The sequence below is a fragment of the Bradyrhizobium sp. USDA 4353 genome (assembly GCF_054063215.1).
Window position 1 is genome coordinate 6,897,639 of the sequence record NZ_JBSSGB010000001.1, and the last position, 18,654, is coordinate 6,916,292.

At 67.7% G+C, this 18,654-nt stretch carries 4 protein-coding genes (1 of these 4 cut by a window edge); all 4 read right to left on the reverse strand.

All coding sequences use genetic code 11. The annotated features are described in order from the left end of the window. Tightly spaced (each overlapping or abutting the next), the 4 genes in view from ACVILH_RS31150 to ACVILH_RS31165 form a layout consistent with a single transcriptional unit that may run on beyond the window. Window positions 1-2,370: the 5' end (the start) of a non-ribosomal peptide synthase/polyketide synthase gene (locus ACVILH_RS31150; protein ID WP_456716313.1), read on the reverse strand. It extends 14,037 nt beyond the left edge of the window; the window shows 2,370 of its 16,407 coding nt (coding positions 1-2,370); the start codon lies at window positions 2,368-2,370; its stop codon lies beyond the left edge, outside the window. After that, window positions 2,363-8,935, reverse strand: a complete 6,573-nt coding sequence (locus ACVILH_RS31155) for an amino acid adenylation domain-containing protein (RefSeq protein ID WP_456716314.1) — start codon at window positions 8,933-8,935, stop codon at window positions 2,363-2,365. The genes ACVILH_RS31150 and ACVILH_RS31155 overlap by 8 nt, the downstream gene beginning before the upstream one ends. Further along, the gene (locus tag ACVILH_RS31160; RefSeq protein ID WP_456716315.1) at window positions 8,932-16,596 is read right to left on the reverse strand and encodes an amino acid adenylation domain-containing protein; all 7,665 of its coding nucleotides are present in this window, start codon (window positions 16,594-16,596) and stop codon (window positions 8,932-8,934) included. Before ACVILH_RS31160 ends, ACVILH_RS31155 begins: the two co-directional genes overlap by 4 nt. Continuing rightward, the gene (locus ACVILH_RS31165) at window positions 16,557-18,635 is read right to left on the reverse strand and encodes an AMP-binding protein (RefSeq protein WP_456716316.1); all 2,079 of its coding nucleotides are present in this window, start codon (window positions 18,633-18,635) and stop codon (window positions 16,557-16,559) included. The genes ACVILH_RS31160 and ACVILH_RS31165 overlap by 40 nt, the downstream gene beginning before the upstream one ends. Between the last annotated feature and the right edge of the window lie 19 nt (window positions 18,636-18,654).

The window sequence follows — 18,654 nt, forward strand, 5'->3', positions numbered from 1 at the left end:
CAGCGCCTTTCGGACCTTGTCGAAGCCCGATTTCGGCATCGCCTCGCCGCCGAACGAATACAGCGACACCGGCGGCGGATCGCCGCGCCATGCCGCGAACTCGGCGAGCTGCTGCAGATAGGCCGGCGGAAAGCCGGCATTGGTGACGTTGTGCGCCCGCATCACCTCGAGCGTCTGCTCGGCCGACCAGAGATCCGCGTCCCGCATCACCAGCGTCGCGCCGCAACTCAGCGCGGTCCAGAGACGCTCATGCGCGCCATCGAAGGTGAAGGAGAGGAAATGCAGCTCGCGTGACTGCCGGTCCATCTCATAGAGATCGGCCGTCGCCACGCAATGTCCCGCGAACGGTCCGTGCGCCACAGCGACGCCCTTCGGCATGCCGGTCGAGCCGGACGTGTAGATCACATAGGCGAGACTCTGCGGATGAACGTCGATCGCGGGATCGATGTCGCTGCCCTTGCCCGGCAAGGCGCTGACGTCGAGAACGCTCACGCCCGGCATCGGCGGCCATTGACTATCGCCAGTCGCCGCAACTAGCACGACTGTCGCGCCCGCGTCGCGAACCGTTGCAGATTGCCGCGCCGGCGGGTGATCCGGATCGAGCGGGAGATACGCCGCGCCGGTCCTCAGCACGGCGATGAACGCCGCGACGAGCTCGGGCGAGCGTTGCATCGAGATGGCGACGACATCGCCGGGGCGCACGCCATGAGCCAGGAGATGCTGGGCCATCACATTGGCGCGGCGATTGAGCGCCTGATAGCTAATCGTCTCGGTACCGAAGACCAGCGCCGGCGCGGCCGGCCGCTCCTCGGCATGCCGCGCGAACATGCGATGCACCGGCACAAATGGCCCGGAGGCGCGCACGCCTTCATTCCACCGCCTGATTTCGTCGCGCTGGCGTGCCGAGAGCAGATCCAGCGTCGCGATCGGACGCATGGAATTCTCGGCCATCGCGTCGAGGATCGCACGCCAGTCGCCGGCGAGACGGTCGATGGTCGAGCGGTTGAACAGCGCCGTGGCAAAGGAGAACACGGCGGAGACGTCGCCGGATGGCAGCTCCTCGGTGTCGAGGGCCAGATCGAATTTGACGGTGTCGATCTCCGGCGCGATCGCCTCGATCCGCAGCTCCGCGCCGCCCGGCATGTGCGACGGATCGCGGCGGCGCTGATGATTGTAGAGCACCTGGAACAGCGGGTTCTGGCTCAGGCTGCGCTGTGGCTGCAGAGCGTCCAGCAACTGCTCGAACGGCAGGTCCTGATGCTCCTGCGCCTCAATCGTGAGCTCGCGCAGCGCAGTGATGAAATCCGCGACCGTGCGCTGCGTATCGATCTGCGTGCGCAACACCTGTGTATTGACGAGCAGGCCGATCAGCCGCCGCGTTTCTGACCGGTCGCGGTTGGCGATGGGAACGCCGACGCAGATGTCGGACTGTCCGCTGTACCGATGCAGCAGCAGCTTCAGGCCTGCGAGCAGAACGACGAAGATCGTAGTCTGGTGCCGTTGCGCCAAGGCCCGCAGGCGGTCTGCCAGGGGACTGCCGAGCGAGAGGCGCACGCCATCGCCGGACTGATCGGGCTCGGCGGCACGGGCGCGATCGAGCGGCAACTGCAGCATCGTCGTGTCGCGCAGCCGGCTGGTCCAATATCCAAGCTGCCGCTCGCCCTCGGAAGCGCCCATGCAGAGCCGCTGCCAGGCGGCGAAATCACCATAGTCGATGTCGAGCGCAGGCAGTACATGCGTCTCGCCTCGAAGCTCGCAATGATATAGCTGCCAGAACTCGTCGGTCAGCACCTGCAGTGACCAGCCGTCGGCCACGATGTGATGCAGCGTGACGGTGAGGATGTGGTCCTGATCGCCCAGCTCCAGCAATGCCGCACGCAGCAATGGACCGGACTCGAGGTCGAACGGCTGTGCGGCCTGCTCTCGCCGCACCCGCGCGGCCTGCTGCTCGCGGTCCTCGCCGCCAAAGATGATCCGGCGCAGCGCGACCGGCTGCGGCGCACAGACGATCTGCTCGGGCTCGCCGCCGTCCTGCCGGAACACGGTGCGGAGCGAAGCATGGCGAACCACCAGCTGATCGAGCGCCCGTTGCAACGCATCGATGTCGAGCACGCCGCGCAGCCGGATCGAGACCGGCATGTTGTAGGCCGAGCTGCCCGGATCCATCCGCCACAGAAACCAGAGCCGGGATTGTGCGAACGACAAGGGCGCCCGCTGCAGCTGCTGGCGCGCGATCGGCAGGATCGACAGATCGATGCCCTTCGCGGCCAGCTGCGTCAGGAAAGCCCGCTGCTTGGCAGGCTCCAGCGACGCAAGGCGGCGGGCGATCTCGCTGAGCTGCTGCTTCTGAAGTCCGGACTGATCATTCATGGGCGAGCTCGACTTCCTTCAGCAGATCGAACATGGCGGCGATGTCGCCACTACGCGAATTCTCGAGTGGAGCGTCCGCCAACACCGACGCCATTCGCTCGACCGTCGTCAGCTCGAACAGGCGCTTCAACGGCAGGTCGCGCGCGAGATCGCGCTTAATGCGGCCAACGAGCTGAACCGCGACCAGCGAGTCGCCGCCGAGCTCGAAGAAATTGTCGGTGACGCCGACATCGTCCCGGTGCAGCAGCTCGGCCCAGATCGCGGCGAGAGCGGCCTCCGTCGGCGTGCGCGGCGCGACACGCTGCGCGTCACTCGGCCTGGTATCGGGTAGCGGCAGCGCCTTGCGATCGATCTTGCCGTTCGGCGTCAGCGGCAGCTGCGGCAGCACCATCACGCGCGACGGCACCATGTAGTCGGGCAGCACGGCGGCGAGCGCCGCGCGCAGCGCTGCACCGTCGACATCATCGCCGCTGAGATAGCCGATCAGCTGCCGGCCGCTGCCAAGCTCCTGCGCCACCACGACGCTGTCGCGCACCCCCGGCTGCTCTCGCAGCCGCGCCTCGATCTCGCCGAGCTCGATGCGATGGCCGCGGATCTTCACCTGATGATCGGCGCGGCCGACATGGTCGAGCACGCCATCGGCCCGCCAGCGCGCGAGGTCCCCGGTCCGATAAAGCCGTGCGCCAGCAGGACCGAACGGATCTGGAATGAACCGCTCCGCGCTCAGCGCCGCGCGCCGCCAATAGCCGCGTGCGAGGCCCTCGCCACCGATGAAGAGCTCGCCGACCACGCCGACCGGCGCGAGATTGAGATCGGCGTCGAGCACATGCAAGGTGGTATTACCGATCGGACCACCGATGACCGGTGACGGATCGGCCGCATCGAGCCGGTGGTGCGCCGACCACACCGTGGTCTCGGTCGGCCCATACAGGTTCCAGACCTCGCTGCTCAAGGCCGTTAGCCGCCGCGCCAGATCCGGCGCCAACGCCTCGCCGCCGCTCAGCAAACGGCAGTGCGCGGGCAGCCAGCTCTTGGCTTCATCATGATCGAGCAGCATGCGCCAGCTCGATGGCGTGGCCTGGATCATCGTCACGCCATGCCGGGCCACGATGGCCTTCAGCACCGAAGGATCATGGGCCGCGGTGCGATCGGCGAGCACGATCTGCGCGCCGTGCGTCAAGGGCAGCCACAGCTCCAGCACCGCGATGTCGAACGACAGCGAGGTCAGTCCGAGCACGCGATCCTCACGCGTGAGGCCGGGCTGCTCAGCCATCGTCGCCAGGAAGTTCGCCACCGCGCCATGGCGCACCATCACGCCCTTCGGTAGCCCGGTCGAGCCCGAGGTGTAGATGACATAAGCGAGACTTTCCGGATGTCCCTCGACGTCGAGATTGCCGGCATCGCCGTCACCCTGCCCGGCCTGCGCATCGAGCAACCAAGCCTCGGCACCGCTCGTCTCCAGAACCGCCGCGAAGCGATCCTGCAACTCGGCCTGCGTCAGCAGCAGACGCGCCGCGCTGTCTCTGAGCATGTGGGCGAGCCGCTCGGACGGATAGTCCGGATCGAGCGGCACATAAGCTCCGCCCGCCTTGAGCACCGCGAGCAGCGCCACCATCATCGTAACGCTGCGCTCCAGCGCCAGGCCGACCACGACATCAGCACCGATCCCCTGCGCACTGAGACGAGACGCCAAGCGGTTCGCGCGCGCGTTCAGCTCGCCATAGCTGATCACCGCATCGCCGTGGACCAGCGCGATCGCGTCAGGCGCACGTGCGGCCTGCGCTTCGAACTGTCGGTGTAGGCAGCGCGCGTCCTGCTCCCGCGCCGTCGCGTTCCACGCCTGGAGCAGCCGCGCGCGATCCTCTGCCGGGACGACGTCGAGCCGGCGCACCGGCATGTCAGGCTCGACCTCCAGCGCCGATGCCAGCCGATCGAGCGCCTGCTGCATCATCGCGCAGATCCGCTCCGGCGGCACCGGTCCGACCACCTGGGCCGTCAGGCGCAGACCATCGCCATCGTCGTCGACGGCCAGCATCAGCGGATAATTGGTGCGCTCCTCGACGCCCAGCCATTCGATCGCCTGCAGCGGGCTCGCGGGCGCCACCGTGGCGTCGTGATCCCGTCGGCTGTGGCGATAGTTCAGAATTGCGGTGAACAGCGGGGCCGGCGGCGCGACGCCGCTGCAGCGCTGAGCCATCGCCAATGATGCATCCTCGTGCGTCGTCAGCTCGGCCAGCCGGGCATGCGCCGCGCGCACGCTGCTCTCGACCGCGATGCCGTCGAGATCGAGGCGCAAGGGCAACGTGTTGATGAACAGTCCGAGGCTGCGATCGAGCTCGGCGCCGGCCTGCATGCGGCCGAGCAGCACCGTGCCGAACACGACCTGCTCGCGGCCGCTGCTGCGGGCCAGCACCTGTCCGAAGGCGAGGTGGCAAAGGCTGGCGAGGCTGACACCGATGCGTCGCGCCTGGGCGCGGAGCCGACCGTCGAGCACAGAAGCAATCGGCAACTTCGCTTCGCGAACTCCGTCGCCATCGCTGCGCACCTCCATGAGCCCGAACGGCGCAGTCGGCGCATCGATATCGGCGAGCATGCCGCGGAAGAAACGCTGCTCGGCTTCCTGCCTCGCCGCATCGCGGGTCCGTGCGACGAGATTGCGGAACGGCGTCGGAGCCGGCAGGGCATGCACCCGCCCCGACATGATGGCCTCGACCTCGCGATGAATGGCCTCCAGGGTCGAATGATCGCCGATCAGATGGTGCAGCAGGACCAGCAGCAGCACGCGATCCTCCTCGGGATCACGGGCGGTCGCAAACCGCAGCAGCGGCGCCTTGGCCAGATCGATCCGGGTAGATCTCGGATCGAACCGCCTCGCGAGTTGCAGATGCGCCGGCGCGACGCCGTCGAGCGCGACCTCCGTGACGTCGAGCCGCGCGTGGCGCCAGACCACCTGCGCCGGAACCGATAGGCCGTCCCAGACGACCGATGTCCGCAGCACGTCATGGCGATCGATCACCTGCTGAACCGCGGCAAGATAGCGGTCGAGCAGATCGCGGTCGGGAAACGCCATCTGCGCAACCAGCACGTAGGGATCGCCCTCCGTCGCCAGCATGTGATGAAACAGGATGCCTTCCTGCAGCGGCGACAGGGCGTAGACGTCCTGGATGTTGGCGACGCCGCCTGGCACCTGATCGACCACCCGGTCGATCTCGGGCTGACTGAGCGTGATCAGCGGCAGCAGCTCCGGCGTGATCGTCGTGGTCTGGGCCGTGATGAGATTGGCGGGAATGATGGTCTGCTCGATACGCTGGACGCTTGACGCGAGCTCGCGCAAGATCGGCTTCACGAACACGGTCTGCGCTTTCGTCGTAAAGCCGCGACGCTGCAGGCGGTCGAGCAGACGGACGATCAGAAGCGACTGGCCGCCGAGCTCGAAGAAGTGATCGTTGCGGCCGACGCGCTCGATGCCGAGAAGCTCGCTCCAAATCGCCGCGAGCTCGCGCTCGATCTCGCCCTCGGGCGCCTCGTAGATCCGGCGCGGCAGCGCGCCGTCATCCGGGGCCGGCAAGGCGCGCCGGTCGACCTTGCCGTTCGGCGTCAGCGGAAGCGCCGGCAGGCATATGATCGCAGACGGCACCATGTAGTCGGGGAGGCAGGCCTGCAGATCGGCGCGCAATCGCGCGCTCCATCGCGCGGCATCGTCGACCTCCTCGGTCGGCACGACATAGGCCGCGAGAGTGGCGTCGCCTTGCGCGTTGCGGCGCGCCAGCACGGCGGAGTCGCGCACGCCGGCGAGCGCGCTCAAGCGCGCCTCGATCTCGCCGAGCTCGATACGGAAGCCGCGGATCTTGACCTGATGATCGTTGCGGCCGAGGAACTCGATGTCCCCATTGGCGCGATAGCGGCCGAGATCGCCGGTGCGGTACATCCGCGCATCATCAGCAGGCGCAAACGGATCGACAGCGAAGCGCTCCGCGGTGAGATCATCCCGGTTGAGATAGCCTCGCGCGATCCCTGCCCCGCCGATCCAGATCTCGCCGACGGCGCCGCGCGGCACCGGCAGGCCGGCCTCGTCGAGCAGATAGATGCGGGCATTGGCGATCGGGCGTCCGATCGGAACGACATCATCGCTGAAGCCCGCAGGACGGCGCCAAGCAGTGGCGCAGACCGTGGCTTCCGTCGGCCCATAGCCATTGAACACGGCAACGCTCGGCGGCAACGCTGTGATGAGCTCGGCCCTCGGCAGCTCGCCTGCCAGCACCAGGACCTCGAGCCCAGCGAGGCGCGCGAGGTCCGGACGGCCCTGCAGCATCGCCGGCGGCAATGTGGCATGGGTGATGCGATGGTCGGCGAGATAATCGAGAAGCAGCGAGGCGTCGCGATGGGCGTCGCGCCCGATCAGATGCAGCTCGGCGCCGGAGCACAGCGCCATGACGATGTCCCACACGCTGGCATCGAAGCTGAGGGACGCGAATTGGACGATGCGGCTATCCTCGCTGAGGTCGAACAGCGCGATCTGCGCCAGAGCGAGATTGACCAAGCCACGGTGCTCGAGCATCACCCCCTTCGGCTTGCCCGTGGAGCCGGAGGTGTAGATCACATAGGCGAGATGCTGCGATGTCAGGTCAGAAACCGAGGGCGCGACGTCAGGCAAATCCTGCCACGCCAGCGCATCGCGCGGAACGTTGATGACGTGGCACGGGACATTGCCGAGCGTCGCGGCCCCCTCATCGTCACACAGCAGCAGCAGAGGCGCGGCGTCGGCCAGGATCTCGCGCAACCGCTGTGACGGGTAGACCGGATCGAGCGGCAGATAGGCGGCCCCTGCCTTGAGCACCGCGAGAATGCTGACGATCGCATCGATGCCGCGCTGCTGACAGATCGCCACGAGGCGATCCGGACCTGCTCCGCGCGCAACGAGATATTGCGCCAAGCGATTGGCCCTCTGCTCGAGCTCCTGATAGGTCAGGCTGACACCGTCATGCACCAGCGCCGTCGCCGAGGGCCGTCGGCGGGTCTGCTCGGTGATCAGCTCCTGGATGCAGCAGTCCGGCGGTGTGAACAGATCCGTGCTGTTCCAGCGGTCGAGCAGCAGCGACCGCTCCTCTGCCGACAACAGATCGATCCCGTGCACCGGCTGAGCGACGTCGGTGACCATGGCCCGCAGCGCAGCCAACAGATAGGAGCGATAGCGCAGCACGGTGTCCCGGTCGAACAGCGCCGTCGCATAGTTCAGATGCCCGACGATGCGGCCGTCCGTCTCGCTCAGATCGAGCTCGAGATCGAACTTGACCTGCCGCTGCGCGGTCGCAAGACGCTGGACCTCGATGCCGGGCAATGCAAGCCGGCCGATCTCGTTGCTCTGCCAGGCGAACACGACCTGGAAGATCGGCGTGTACTCCGGATCGCGCGGCGGCTGGAGTGCATCGACGAGCTGCTCGAACGGCACATCCTGATGATCCTGCGCTGCCAGCGCGGCCGCCTTCACCAGCTCGATCAATTGCGCCACGTCAGGCGCCTCCGTCAGATCGAGGCGCAGCGCCAGCATGTTGGCGAAGAAGCCGATCAGACCTTCCACCTGGGCCTGCGTCCGGTTTGCCGTCGGCGTGCCGATGACGAGATCGTGCTGACCGGCCAGCCGCGACAGCACGATGGCCCAGGCTGCGAGCACGATCACGAACGGCGTGGCGCCGACCGTGCGGCCAAGCTGCCGGACGGCGCCCGACAGCTCGCTGTCGATCTCCACCGGCACAGCGGCGCCCGCGAACGATCGCGGCGCGGCGCGTGGACGATCCGTCGGCAGCGTCAGCACCGGCGGCGCGCCGGCCAGCGTGGCCGTCCAATGATCGAGCTGGCGCTGCAGCCGCTCTTGCGTCAGCGCTCCCCGCTGCCACGCGGCAAAATCCGGATATTGCAGCGCGAGCGGCGGCAGCGGATCATCGTCGCCGGCAACGAATGCGCCGTACAAGGCCGAAAGCTCACGCACGATCACGCCCATCGACCATCCGTCGGCGACGATGTGATGCAGGCTGAGGAGTGCGACATGCAAATCATCATCGAGCTGGATCAGGTCGCTACGGATCAGGGGTCCGCGGGCCAGATCGAACGGCACGCTCCGGCATCGGTCGATCAGCTCGTGCAACTTCTGGTCGCGATCCGCCCGGCCGCGCAGGTCATGCAACGTGAGCGGCACCGCCGTATCGGGCGGCAACAGCCGCACCTGCGGCTCGCCCTGCTCGGCGGCAAAGATCGTGCGCAGCGCCTCGTGGCGTGCGAGCAGACGATCGAGACTGCGGCGCCACGCCGCGAGATCGAGCTTCCCCTGCAGCCGCAGCACGGCATCGAGGTGATAGTTCGTGCTGGTGCCTTCGAGCTGCGTCACCAGCCAGAGCTGCTGTTGCGCAAATGAGAGCGGCAGCTTGCCGCCACGATCGATGGTCGGGATCGCTCCGGAATCGCGACGGCCGGTCCTGCGGCCACGCTCCCTGGCGGCGAGCGCGAGGCGCTGCAGCTCTTCGGAGCCGAGATCCTTGAGGTTGGGCTTGGCTGATGGTCGTCTTATCATGATACCGCCTCGATCAGCTCTTGCAGCTCATCCGCCTCGAATTCATCCTCGATCAGGCTGATCGAGACGACGCGGGCAAACTCCGCCAATTCCGGGTGAGCGAACAGCTCGGACAGCGGCGGCGCGATGCCGAACTCCTGCGCGACGCGGCTCATCAGCCGCACGGCCAGAAGGGAATGTCCGCCCAGCTCGAAGAAGCGATCCCTGCGGCCGACGCTGCTCACGCCGAGCAGCTCCGCCCAGAGTCGAGCAAGGGTGATCTCGATCTCGCCGATCGGCGCCTCATGATCGTGCTCGGCCTGATCGCCGTGGGATGGCGGCGGCAATCTGCGCCGATCGATCTTGCCGTTGGGCGTCAGCGGCAACTGAGGCAGCACGATCAGCCGCCACGGCACCATGTAGTCCGGCAGCACCGGAGCGAGCGCCGCACGCAGGCTCGCGGCATCAAGCGTTTCGTCGCCGCTGACATAGCCGATCAGTTGCCGGCTTCCGCCGATCTCCTGCGCCACCACGACGCTGTCGCGGACGCCGGGTTGGGCACGCAGCTGCGCCTCGATCTCGCCAAGCTCGATCCGCCGTCCCCGGATCTTCACCTGGTGATCGGCGCGGCCGACATAATCGAGCACGCCATCGGCGCGCCAGCGCGCCAGATCGCCGGTCCGGTACAGCCGCGCTCCGGCGGGCCCGAACGGATCCGGCACGAAACGCTCAGCGCTCAGCCCCGCCCTGCTCCAATAGCCGCGCGCGAGGCCTTCGCCGCCGATGAAGAGCTCGCCCGCCACGCCCGGCGGCACAAGGTTGAAATTCGCGTCGAACACGTGCAGCGTGGTGTTGCCGATCGGCTTGCCCAGCACAGGCGTTGGGTTATCAGTGTCGAGCCGACGGCGCGCCGACCACACCGTCGTTTCGGTCGGCCCATACAGGTTCCAGACATCGTGGCTGAGCGTCGTCAGCCGCCGCGCCAGATCCGGAGCCAGCGCCTCGCCGCCGCTCAGCACGCGGCAGCCCTGGGGGAGCCATGCGGCGCCTTCATCATGGTCGAGCAGCATGCGCCAGCTCGACGGCGTCGCCTGGATCATCGTCACACCATGCCTGATCACCATCGCCTTCAGCGCCCCAGGGTCCTGCGTGGCGGCACGGTCGGCCAGCACGATGCGCGCGCCGCACGTCAAAGGCAGCCACAGCTCCAGCACGGCGATGTCGAAGGACAGCGACGTCAGGCCGAGCACGCAATCCGCGCCTGCAATCCCCGGCTGCTCCGCCATCGTGGCCAGGAAGTTCGCGACCGCGCGATGCCGCACCATCACGCCCTTGGGCAGCCCGGTGGAGCCCGACGTGTAGATCACATAGGCAAGGCTCTCGGGATGAATGGCGATGCCGGGATTGGCGGCAAGGCCCGCTCCTTGGCCGGCGTCGTCATCGAGCAGCCAGGCCTCGGCGCCGCCATCATCGCGCGCCCGCGCAAATCGATCCCTCAGCGAGGCCTGCGTCAGCAGCAGCTTCGCACCACTGTCGCGCAGCATGTGGGCGAGGCGGTCGGCCGGATAGTCCGGGTCGAGCGGCAGATAGGCTGCGCCGGCCTTCAGGACCGCGAGCAGCGCCACCAGCATCGTCGGCGTGCGCTCCAGCGCCAGCCCAACGACGACGTCAGGGCCGATGCCGTGCGCGACCAGCCGATGCGCCAAGCGATTGGCGCGAACATTCAGCTCGGAATAGCTCATCCGGCGCTCGCCGCTGATGAGGGCGATCGCATCCGGCGTTCGCGCCGCCTGGGCTTCGATCTGCGCGACAAGGTTCTGTCCGGCCGGGATGACGTTGCCATCACCTCGGGCCCAGCGCAGAACGGATCCGAGCGTCTCTTCGCTGGTTGCCTGCAGACTGCCGGTGGCGCGAGCCGCATCCGCCGAGATCTGCAGCAGCCAGTCGTGCATCGTCGCGCTCACCAGCCGCACCGCGCGCTCATCCAGCTGCGCCCGGTCATAGTTGAAATCGAGCCGCAGGCCCTCGGCGCCGTCGAACACGGAGACGGCCAGCGCATAATTGGTCGGCGTCACATGCTCGACACGCCCGACCTGCGGCGCGCCCGCGCTGCGATCCATCAGTGAGCGATCGAGCGGATAGTTCTCGAACACCATGATGCTGTCGAACAGCTGACGGCTGCCTTGCTCGGCGAGGGGCTGGATGTCGTGCAGCGGCATCCACTCATAGTCGCGCGCCGCGAGATTGCGCGCCTGCAACGTCCTCAGCCAATCACCAACGCGCGCTTGCGGATGCGGCGCGTCGATCAGCGGCAATGTATTGATGAACAGGCCGACCACCTGCTCCGCGCCGGCGAGCTCTGCCGGGCGCCCGGCGACGGTCACGCCGAAGCAGACGGTGGACTGACCGCAGTGCTGGCGCAGCAGCTGCACCCACGCACCCTGCAGCAGCGTGTTCATCGTCACCCGCTGCTGGGTCGCGAACCGCCTGAGCCGCGTCGCGAGACTGTCGTCGAGAACCAGCGTCAACCGTCCATGTCCGGCTGCCGTCTCCACCGCAGCGCTGCTGCGCAGCGCATCGGCGAGCAGCGTCGGCTCCGCAAGATCGTCCAAGGCGGTGCGCCAGAAGGTCGTCGCAGCGCCCCGATCTTGCGTCTGAAGCCACGCGATGTAGTCGCGATATCTGCCGGTTGAGACAGGCGGCGCCGCGCCGCCCGCGCGCTGCAGGACATCGGCGAGCAGCCGGGCCGAGCTCCAGCCGTCGAGCACAATGTGATGATGCGTCCAGATCAGCCAGAGCCGGTCGTCATCGAGCCGGATCAGCCGCAGCCGCTGCAGCGGCGGCTTCGTGACGTCGAAGCCGACGGCACGTTCGCGCTGCCCGGCATCGGCGAGAGCGGCGTCAAGATCGGTGCGATCACGCAGCGAGACCATGCGGCTGCGCCAATCCTCCTCGACCACGGGAACATCGAGCCGGCGATAAACCACCTGCTGCGGCGCCTCGGAGACCTGCCAGGCAAATCCGGTGCGGAGCGCCGCATGCCGCTCGCTCGCCGCCTGCCAGGCGTCGCGCAGCTGCGCCGGCGTCACGCCGCGCAGCTCGACCGCGAGCTGATTGACATAGGCGTCGTCCTTGCCGTCGCGAAGCGCATGAAACAGCAGACCCTGCTGCATCGGCGACAGCGGATAGATGTCCTCGACATTGCGGACATCGAGCGTGGCGCAGAGCCGATCGAGTATGGCCTGGTCGAGCTGCGCCAGCGGAACGTCCGACGGCGTCAGGCTGCCCGCGCTCTCCAGGCAATGTTCAACCAGGCTGCGCAGCGCGGCGCCGTAGTGCTCCGCGAGCCGCTCGATCGTCGCACGCCGATAGCGGCGCTGGCCGTAGCGGAAGGCCAGGCGAAGCGCGCCATCGCGCACCTCGCCGTTGATCGTGAGCCAGGCCCGCAACGGCGTGTCCTTGGCCCGCATCGCGCCCGGATCTTCCGCAGCGATCCGATACGCCGCCGCAGCGCCCAGCTCCTGATCGAAACGGCCGAGATAGTTGAAGACGATCCGCGGGCTCGGCTGTTGGGACAGCGCCTCGCGATGCTCGCGGCTGCCGAGATAGCCCAGGACGCCATAGCCGAGACCGTGATCGGGAATGGCGCGCAGCGCCTCCTTGACCGTCTTGATCAGGTCGCCATCGGCGCTGGCGCCACCTTTCAGACGGAACGGGAATGCGCTGGTGAACCATCCCACCGTCCGCGTGAGATCGGCATCGGCAAAGATGTCCTCGCGGCCATGGCCCTCGAGCTCGATCGACACATCATCACGGCCGCACCAGCTCCAGATCGCGCGTGAGAGCGCGGCCAGCAACAGGTCGTTGATGCGGGTGCGGTAGGCCGAAGGCGCAGCCTCGAGAAGCTGCGCAGTGAGCTCCGCATCCAGCTTGAGCACCACCTCCTCCGCTTCGGCCTCGACGTCGGCACCACCGTGATCATCGTCGCAAACAGGCTCGCCGCCTTGAGAAGCGGCCAGCCAGAACGGCAGCTCCGCAACCAGCCGGTCGGAGGTCGCATGTGCGCGCAGTCGCTGCGCCCAGGAGGACGGCGAGTCACTGCGGCCCGGCAAGCTGACGGCCGATCCGGCGGCGAGCTGCTCGCACGCCGTGGCGATGTCCTCGAGCAGGATGCGCCAGGACACGCCATCGACCGCGAGATGATGAATCGCGATCAGCAGGCGCTGGCTGCCGTCGACCATGTCGACACCGACGGCCCGCAGCAGCGCTCCCGATGCCAAGGACAGGCTTGCCTGCGCGGCTGACGCGATCGCGCCAAGGTCCGTCGGCTGCACGCCCGTGCGGATCCACAGCACGTCCGCGGCTGCCGGCACCGCGACAAGCTCCGCCTGCCAGGACTCTCCCATTGGCCGATAGCTCGTGCGAAGCGCGTCGTGATGCGCGACGACAGCAGCGAGCGCAGACTGCAGCACGCTCCACGTGATGCGATCACGTGGCGTCAGCAAAACCGCCTGGTTGAAGTGATCGCGGTTGCCGATCGGCTCGGCGAAGAACCGCAATTGGATTGGCAGCAGCTCCGCAGCACCGGCGTTCACGACGCTGGGTGCTGCTGCCGGCGCCGCCATGGCCCGTGTGGAGGTGGTCACAACCACGCCGGCCAGGGCCGCGATCGTCTGCTGCGCAAACACCTGCTTCGGGGTGAGGACGAGCCCGCGCTTGCGCAGCCGTGCGATGATCTGCAGGGAGAGAATGGAGTCGCCGCCGAGCTCGAAGAAATTGTCGTTGCGGCCGATGCGATCCCGACCGAGCACCTCGCGCCATACGGCCGCGATGGTCTGCTCGACCTCTCCAACGGGATCGGCGTAGGAGACGACGGCTTGGGCGTCGGGCTGCGGAAGCGCGGCCCGATCAAGCTTGCCGTTCGCCGTCAGCGGAAGGCGGTCGAGCATGATCACGCGCGCCGGCACCATGTAGTCGGGGACCAGCGCTGCGAGCTGCGTCCGCAACGCATCCGGCTGCAACGCCGCCCCCGGCGACGCAACACAATAGGCCACCAGCTCCAACCGGTCCTGCCCGGCATCGATCGCGCGGGTCACGACCACAGCATCGGCCACGCCGTCGAGCGAGATCATCACCCGCGCAATTTCGGCGGGCTCGACCCGATAGCCGCGCAGCTTGATCTGATCATCGCCGCGGCCAAGGAAGACGATCCGTCCCTGATGGTCGCAGCGCACGCGATCGCCGGTGCGGTAGAGACGCTCGCCCGGCGGGCCGAACGGATCGGGAATGAAGCGCTCGCCCGTCTGCCCCGGTGCGCCGCGATAGCCCCGCGCAACGCCTGCGCCGCCGACATACAACTCGCCGGCGACGCCGCATGGCACGGCGTTCAAGGCATCATCGAGCACATGGACGCGCAGGTTCGCCAGGGGCAACCCGACCGGCACGACCGCGCCGGTGGCCTCGCTCCATTCATGGGTGGTGATTCCCACCGTGGTTTCGGTCGGGCCGTAGTGATTGACGATCCGGCATTGCGGCCGCAACTGACGAACATCTGCGATCAGGCGCGGATCGCAGGGCTCGCCGCCCAGCACCAGCACATCGCGCGGCAGCATGTCCGCAGAGCGACGCGCCTGCAACAGGCCACGCAGATGGCTCGGGACGATCTTGAGGATGCCGACCTCCCCGTCCCGCATCGCCTGCGCGAACGCATCGGCATCGAAGGCCGCGTCAGCGGGGAGCAGGTTCAGCGTCGCGCCGCTCGCCAGCGCGCCGAACAAGACGGTGTGTCCGAGATCGGCCGCGACGGTCGAGACCATCGCCATGCCGGCGTGCGCATTCGGCTGTAGCCGCGTCAGCAGCGCCTGCACGTAGTTTGCGAGCGCCCCATGCGAGACAGCGACGCCCTTCGGCGCCCCGGTCGAGCCCGAGGTGTAGATGACGTAGGCGGTCTGCGCCGGATGAAGAGGTCGAGGAACAAATGCCGCGGATCCCCGGCCATCGCGCTGCTCGGCGTCGAGCACCAGACAATCCAGCGCCTGGGCGGCTGCGAGACGGTCGCCGGTCGCAATCAGCGTGCGGATGTTCCCATCTTGAAGAATGCGCTGCACGCGCGCCAAGGGCCAAGCCGGATCGAGCGGAACATAGGCGCCGCCTGCCTTCAGCACGCCGAGCAGCGCCGCGACGAATGCCGGCGACCGCTCGATCCACAGCGCCACCGGCGTCTCGCGCGCGACACCCTGCGACGCAAGCGTCTGCGCAAGCTCGTTAGACCAGCGTTGAAGCTCGTCGACCGTGATCAACGTTGGCCCCTGCCGCAGCGCGATCCTGTCGCCGCGCCCCGCGGCGGCGGCGCGGATCAGGCCGAGGATGTCGCCGAACGGGAAGCTGACAACCTCCTGCGCGATCGCCTGGCGAGCGTGAGGGACGAGGGTGAAGTCAGCCAGCGGCCGGTCAACGCCCTCGGCGATCTGTTGCAGGACATCGATGAATTGAGCCCCGATCCGCTCGACGGTGGACGCTTCGAACAGGTCGGTCGCGTAGTTGAGGCTGGCCGCCATGCCGCCGGCGCCGTCGACGACGTCGAGCGCGAGGTCGAAATGCGAGCCGGCCAGATCCATGATGCGGGTCTCGGCGCGCAGGCCGTCCACCGCGGCAAAGCCGCGGGGCGCCGTCATGTAGTTGAACTTGACCTGGAACAGCGGATTGTGTCCGCCCGAGCGCACGGGATTGAGCGTCTCGACCAGGCGGTCGAACGGCAGATCCTGGCGCGCGAGGCCCGCGATGACCTCTTCCTTCGCCTGCTTCAGCAGATCGGCGAAGCTCATGTCGTGCGCAACATCGGCGCGCAGCACCAGCGTGTTGACGAAGCAGCCGACCAGCGAAGCCAGCTCCGCCTGGCGGCGGCCGGCAACGGGAACGCCGATCTGCAGATCCGACTGGCCGGAGTAGCGGAACAGCAGCAGTTGATAGGCGGCAAGCAGCAGCATGAACATGCTGACGCGCTGCTCCGCGGCCAGTCTTCGCAGCCGCTCGGCCAGATGCTGCCGGATCTCGAGATGCAGCGTGTCGCCGCGATAGCTCTGAACCGCTGGCCGCGGCCGATCGAACGGCAGCGTCATCGGCTCGTGCGTCTCGCCAAGGCGCGCGCGCCAATACGCCATCTGCCGATCTGCCTCTGGACTGGACAGCCAGGTGCGCTGCCAGGTGGCGTAGTCGGCGTATTGCAGCGCCGGGCCAGGCGGCAAGGCTGTTCGTTGCCGAAGCGCGTCGTAGATGACCGAAAGCTCGCGCAGCAGCACGTCGAGCGACAGGCCGTCGGCCACGATGTGATGCGCCAAGAGCAGCAGCTCATGCCGATCGTCGGCCAGTTGCACCAGGACCGCGCGCAACAGCGGGCCATTGACGAGATCGAACGGCTGCGCCAGTTCGTCCCGAATCCGCGCCGCGGCACGCGTGGCGCGATCGGCCGCCGGGCAGCGTCGCAGATCCTCGACGGCGACCAGCACCTCCTGAGCGGCATGAATGACCTGCGTCGCCCGCCCCTCCTGCGACGCAAAGGTGGTTCGCAGCGGCTCGTGACGCGCGACGATCTCGCTGAGCGCCTGCACCAGCAGCGCCTGATCGAGCGCGCCATCGAACCTGATCACGCAGGCGACCGTGTAGGCCGTGCTGGCCGGGTCCATGCTCCAGAGAAACCAGAGCCGCTCCTGTGCCGGCGACAGCAGCCGGCGCGCATCGGGCGCCGCGGCATGTAGCGGCGCGGCAAAACATCGGCGGCTTGGCCCACTGCATCGATATGGGCAGCGAGAGCGCCAAGCGTCGGTGTGTCGAAGAAGCTGCGCAGGTCGAGCTCGACCCGCAGGCGCTCGCGCACCAGGCCGGCGATCTGCGCGGCCGCAATCGAATTGCCGCCGAGCATGAAGAAGTCATCATCGCGGCCGACCGTCGCGATCCCAAGCGCGTCCTGCCAGATCAGCGCAAGCGCGCGCTCGGTCTCCGTGAGGGCGTCGGCACCCGCGCGGTCAGGCGCCTCGCGTCCTCGCGCGAACACCGCGAAGCTGTCGAGCGTTCCCTGCATCCAGCCGGCACGGCACGCCGAGCGCTGCAGCTTGCCGCTGGTCGTCAGCGGCATGCCCTGCGGGTTCAACAGCACGATGACGGCAGGATATTCCTGGGTCTGCCGCATGACGGCGTCGCCGATCGCCTTGATCAGGACATCGGACGGCGTGCGCCTCAGCAGCGTCCTGCTGAACTCCGCAGCGATGCCGATTCCTTCGGTGCCGTCGATCTCGACGGGAAATGCCGCCACGCGTCCCCTGCGGACCTTGCTCACACCGGTCTCGACGGCCTGCTCCAGGTCGAACGGATAGATGTTCTGGCCACGGACGATCAGCAGGTCCTTGAGCCGGCCGGTCACGACGAGCGCGCCGTCGCGGAGAAAGCCGAGGTCGCCGGTGCGCAGCCAACGTGAGCCGTCTCTCTCGACGAAGGTCTGCCGGGTGGCCTTCGCGTTCTTCCAATAGCCTTTCGCCACGCTCGGGCCCGCGACCCAGATCTCGCCGATCTCGTCCGCATCGGCTTCGCACGACGCATCCGGCCGCATGATCCGCACGGCGTGATCCTCGGCCGCGACGCCGCAGACCATCAGCGCCGTGCCTTCACCCGCCTCGGCAACGCGTCCGCTGGCCAGCGCGACCGGATCGAGCGTATGGCACGCCGCCTGATTGCCGCGATCGCCGGCCGTGACCAGCAAGGTCGCTTCGGCGAGGCCGTAGCACGGCGTCAGCGCGCGCGAATTGAAGCGCGCAGGACGGAAGCGCTCGGCAAATCGATCGAGGGTCGCGCGGCGCACGAATTCGGAGCCGGAGAACGCGTAGCGCCAGCGGCTGAGATCGAGCCGTGCGATCGTTTCGTCGGAGATCCGATCCGTGCATAGCGCGTAGGCAAAGTCAGGTCCGCCGCTGACGGTGCCGCCATGACGATGGATCGCTTCGAGCCAGCGGCGCGGCTGCTCCAGAAAGTTGCGCGGCGACATCAGCACCGACGTGTAGCCGGTGAACAATGGATTCAGCAGGCCGCCCATCAGTCCCATATCATGATAGAGCGGCAACCAGCTGACGAAGACGTCGTCCGTGGTCGCACCCGCCACCGCCTCCATCGCGATCTCGTTGGCGACCAGGTTTCCGTGGGTGACGCAAACGCCCTTCGGCTGCGACGTCGAGCCGGACGTGTACTGAAGGAATGCGATCGCATCGGCCTTGAGCCGGGGCTCGCGCCAGGATGACGCCTGATCCGCCGCCACCGCGTCGACGGTAATGACATGGGTAGCGGTCTGGCCGAGAGACGCCGTGATCGTGTCGCGCAAGCCGGTCGCGGTCAGGATGAAGCGGGGCGCCGCGTCGTTGAGAATGCCCTCCAGACGATTCGTATAGCGCTCCTTGCCGCCCTCGGGCGGATAGGCCGGCACGGCAATCACGCCGGCATAGAGGCACGCATAGAACGCCACCGCGTAGTCGAGGCTGCTCGGCAGCAGGATGACCGCCCGCTCGCCGACGCCGCCGAGCTCCTGCAATTGCGCGGCAAGGGCCCGAACGCGCTGATCGAGAGCGGCAAAGCTCAGCTCTCCCACGACAGCATCGCCTTCGATGAAGCGCAGCGCCAGATGGTCGCCTCGCAAGGAGGCGTGCTCACGCAGTCGTTCGACGAGAGTTTTTGGGCGCATGTCTTTGGATTTCCGGTGG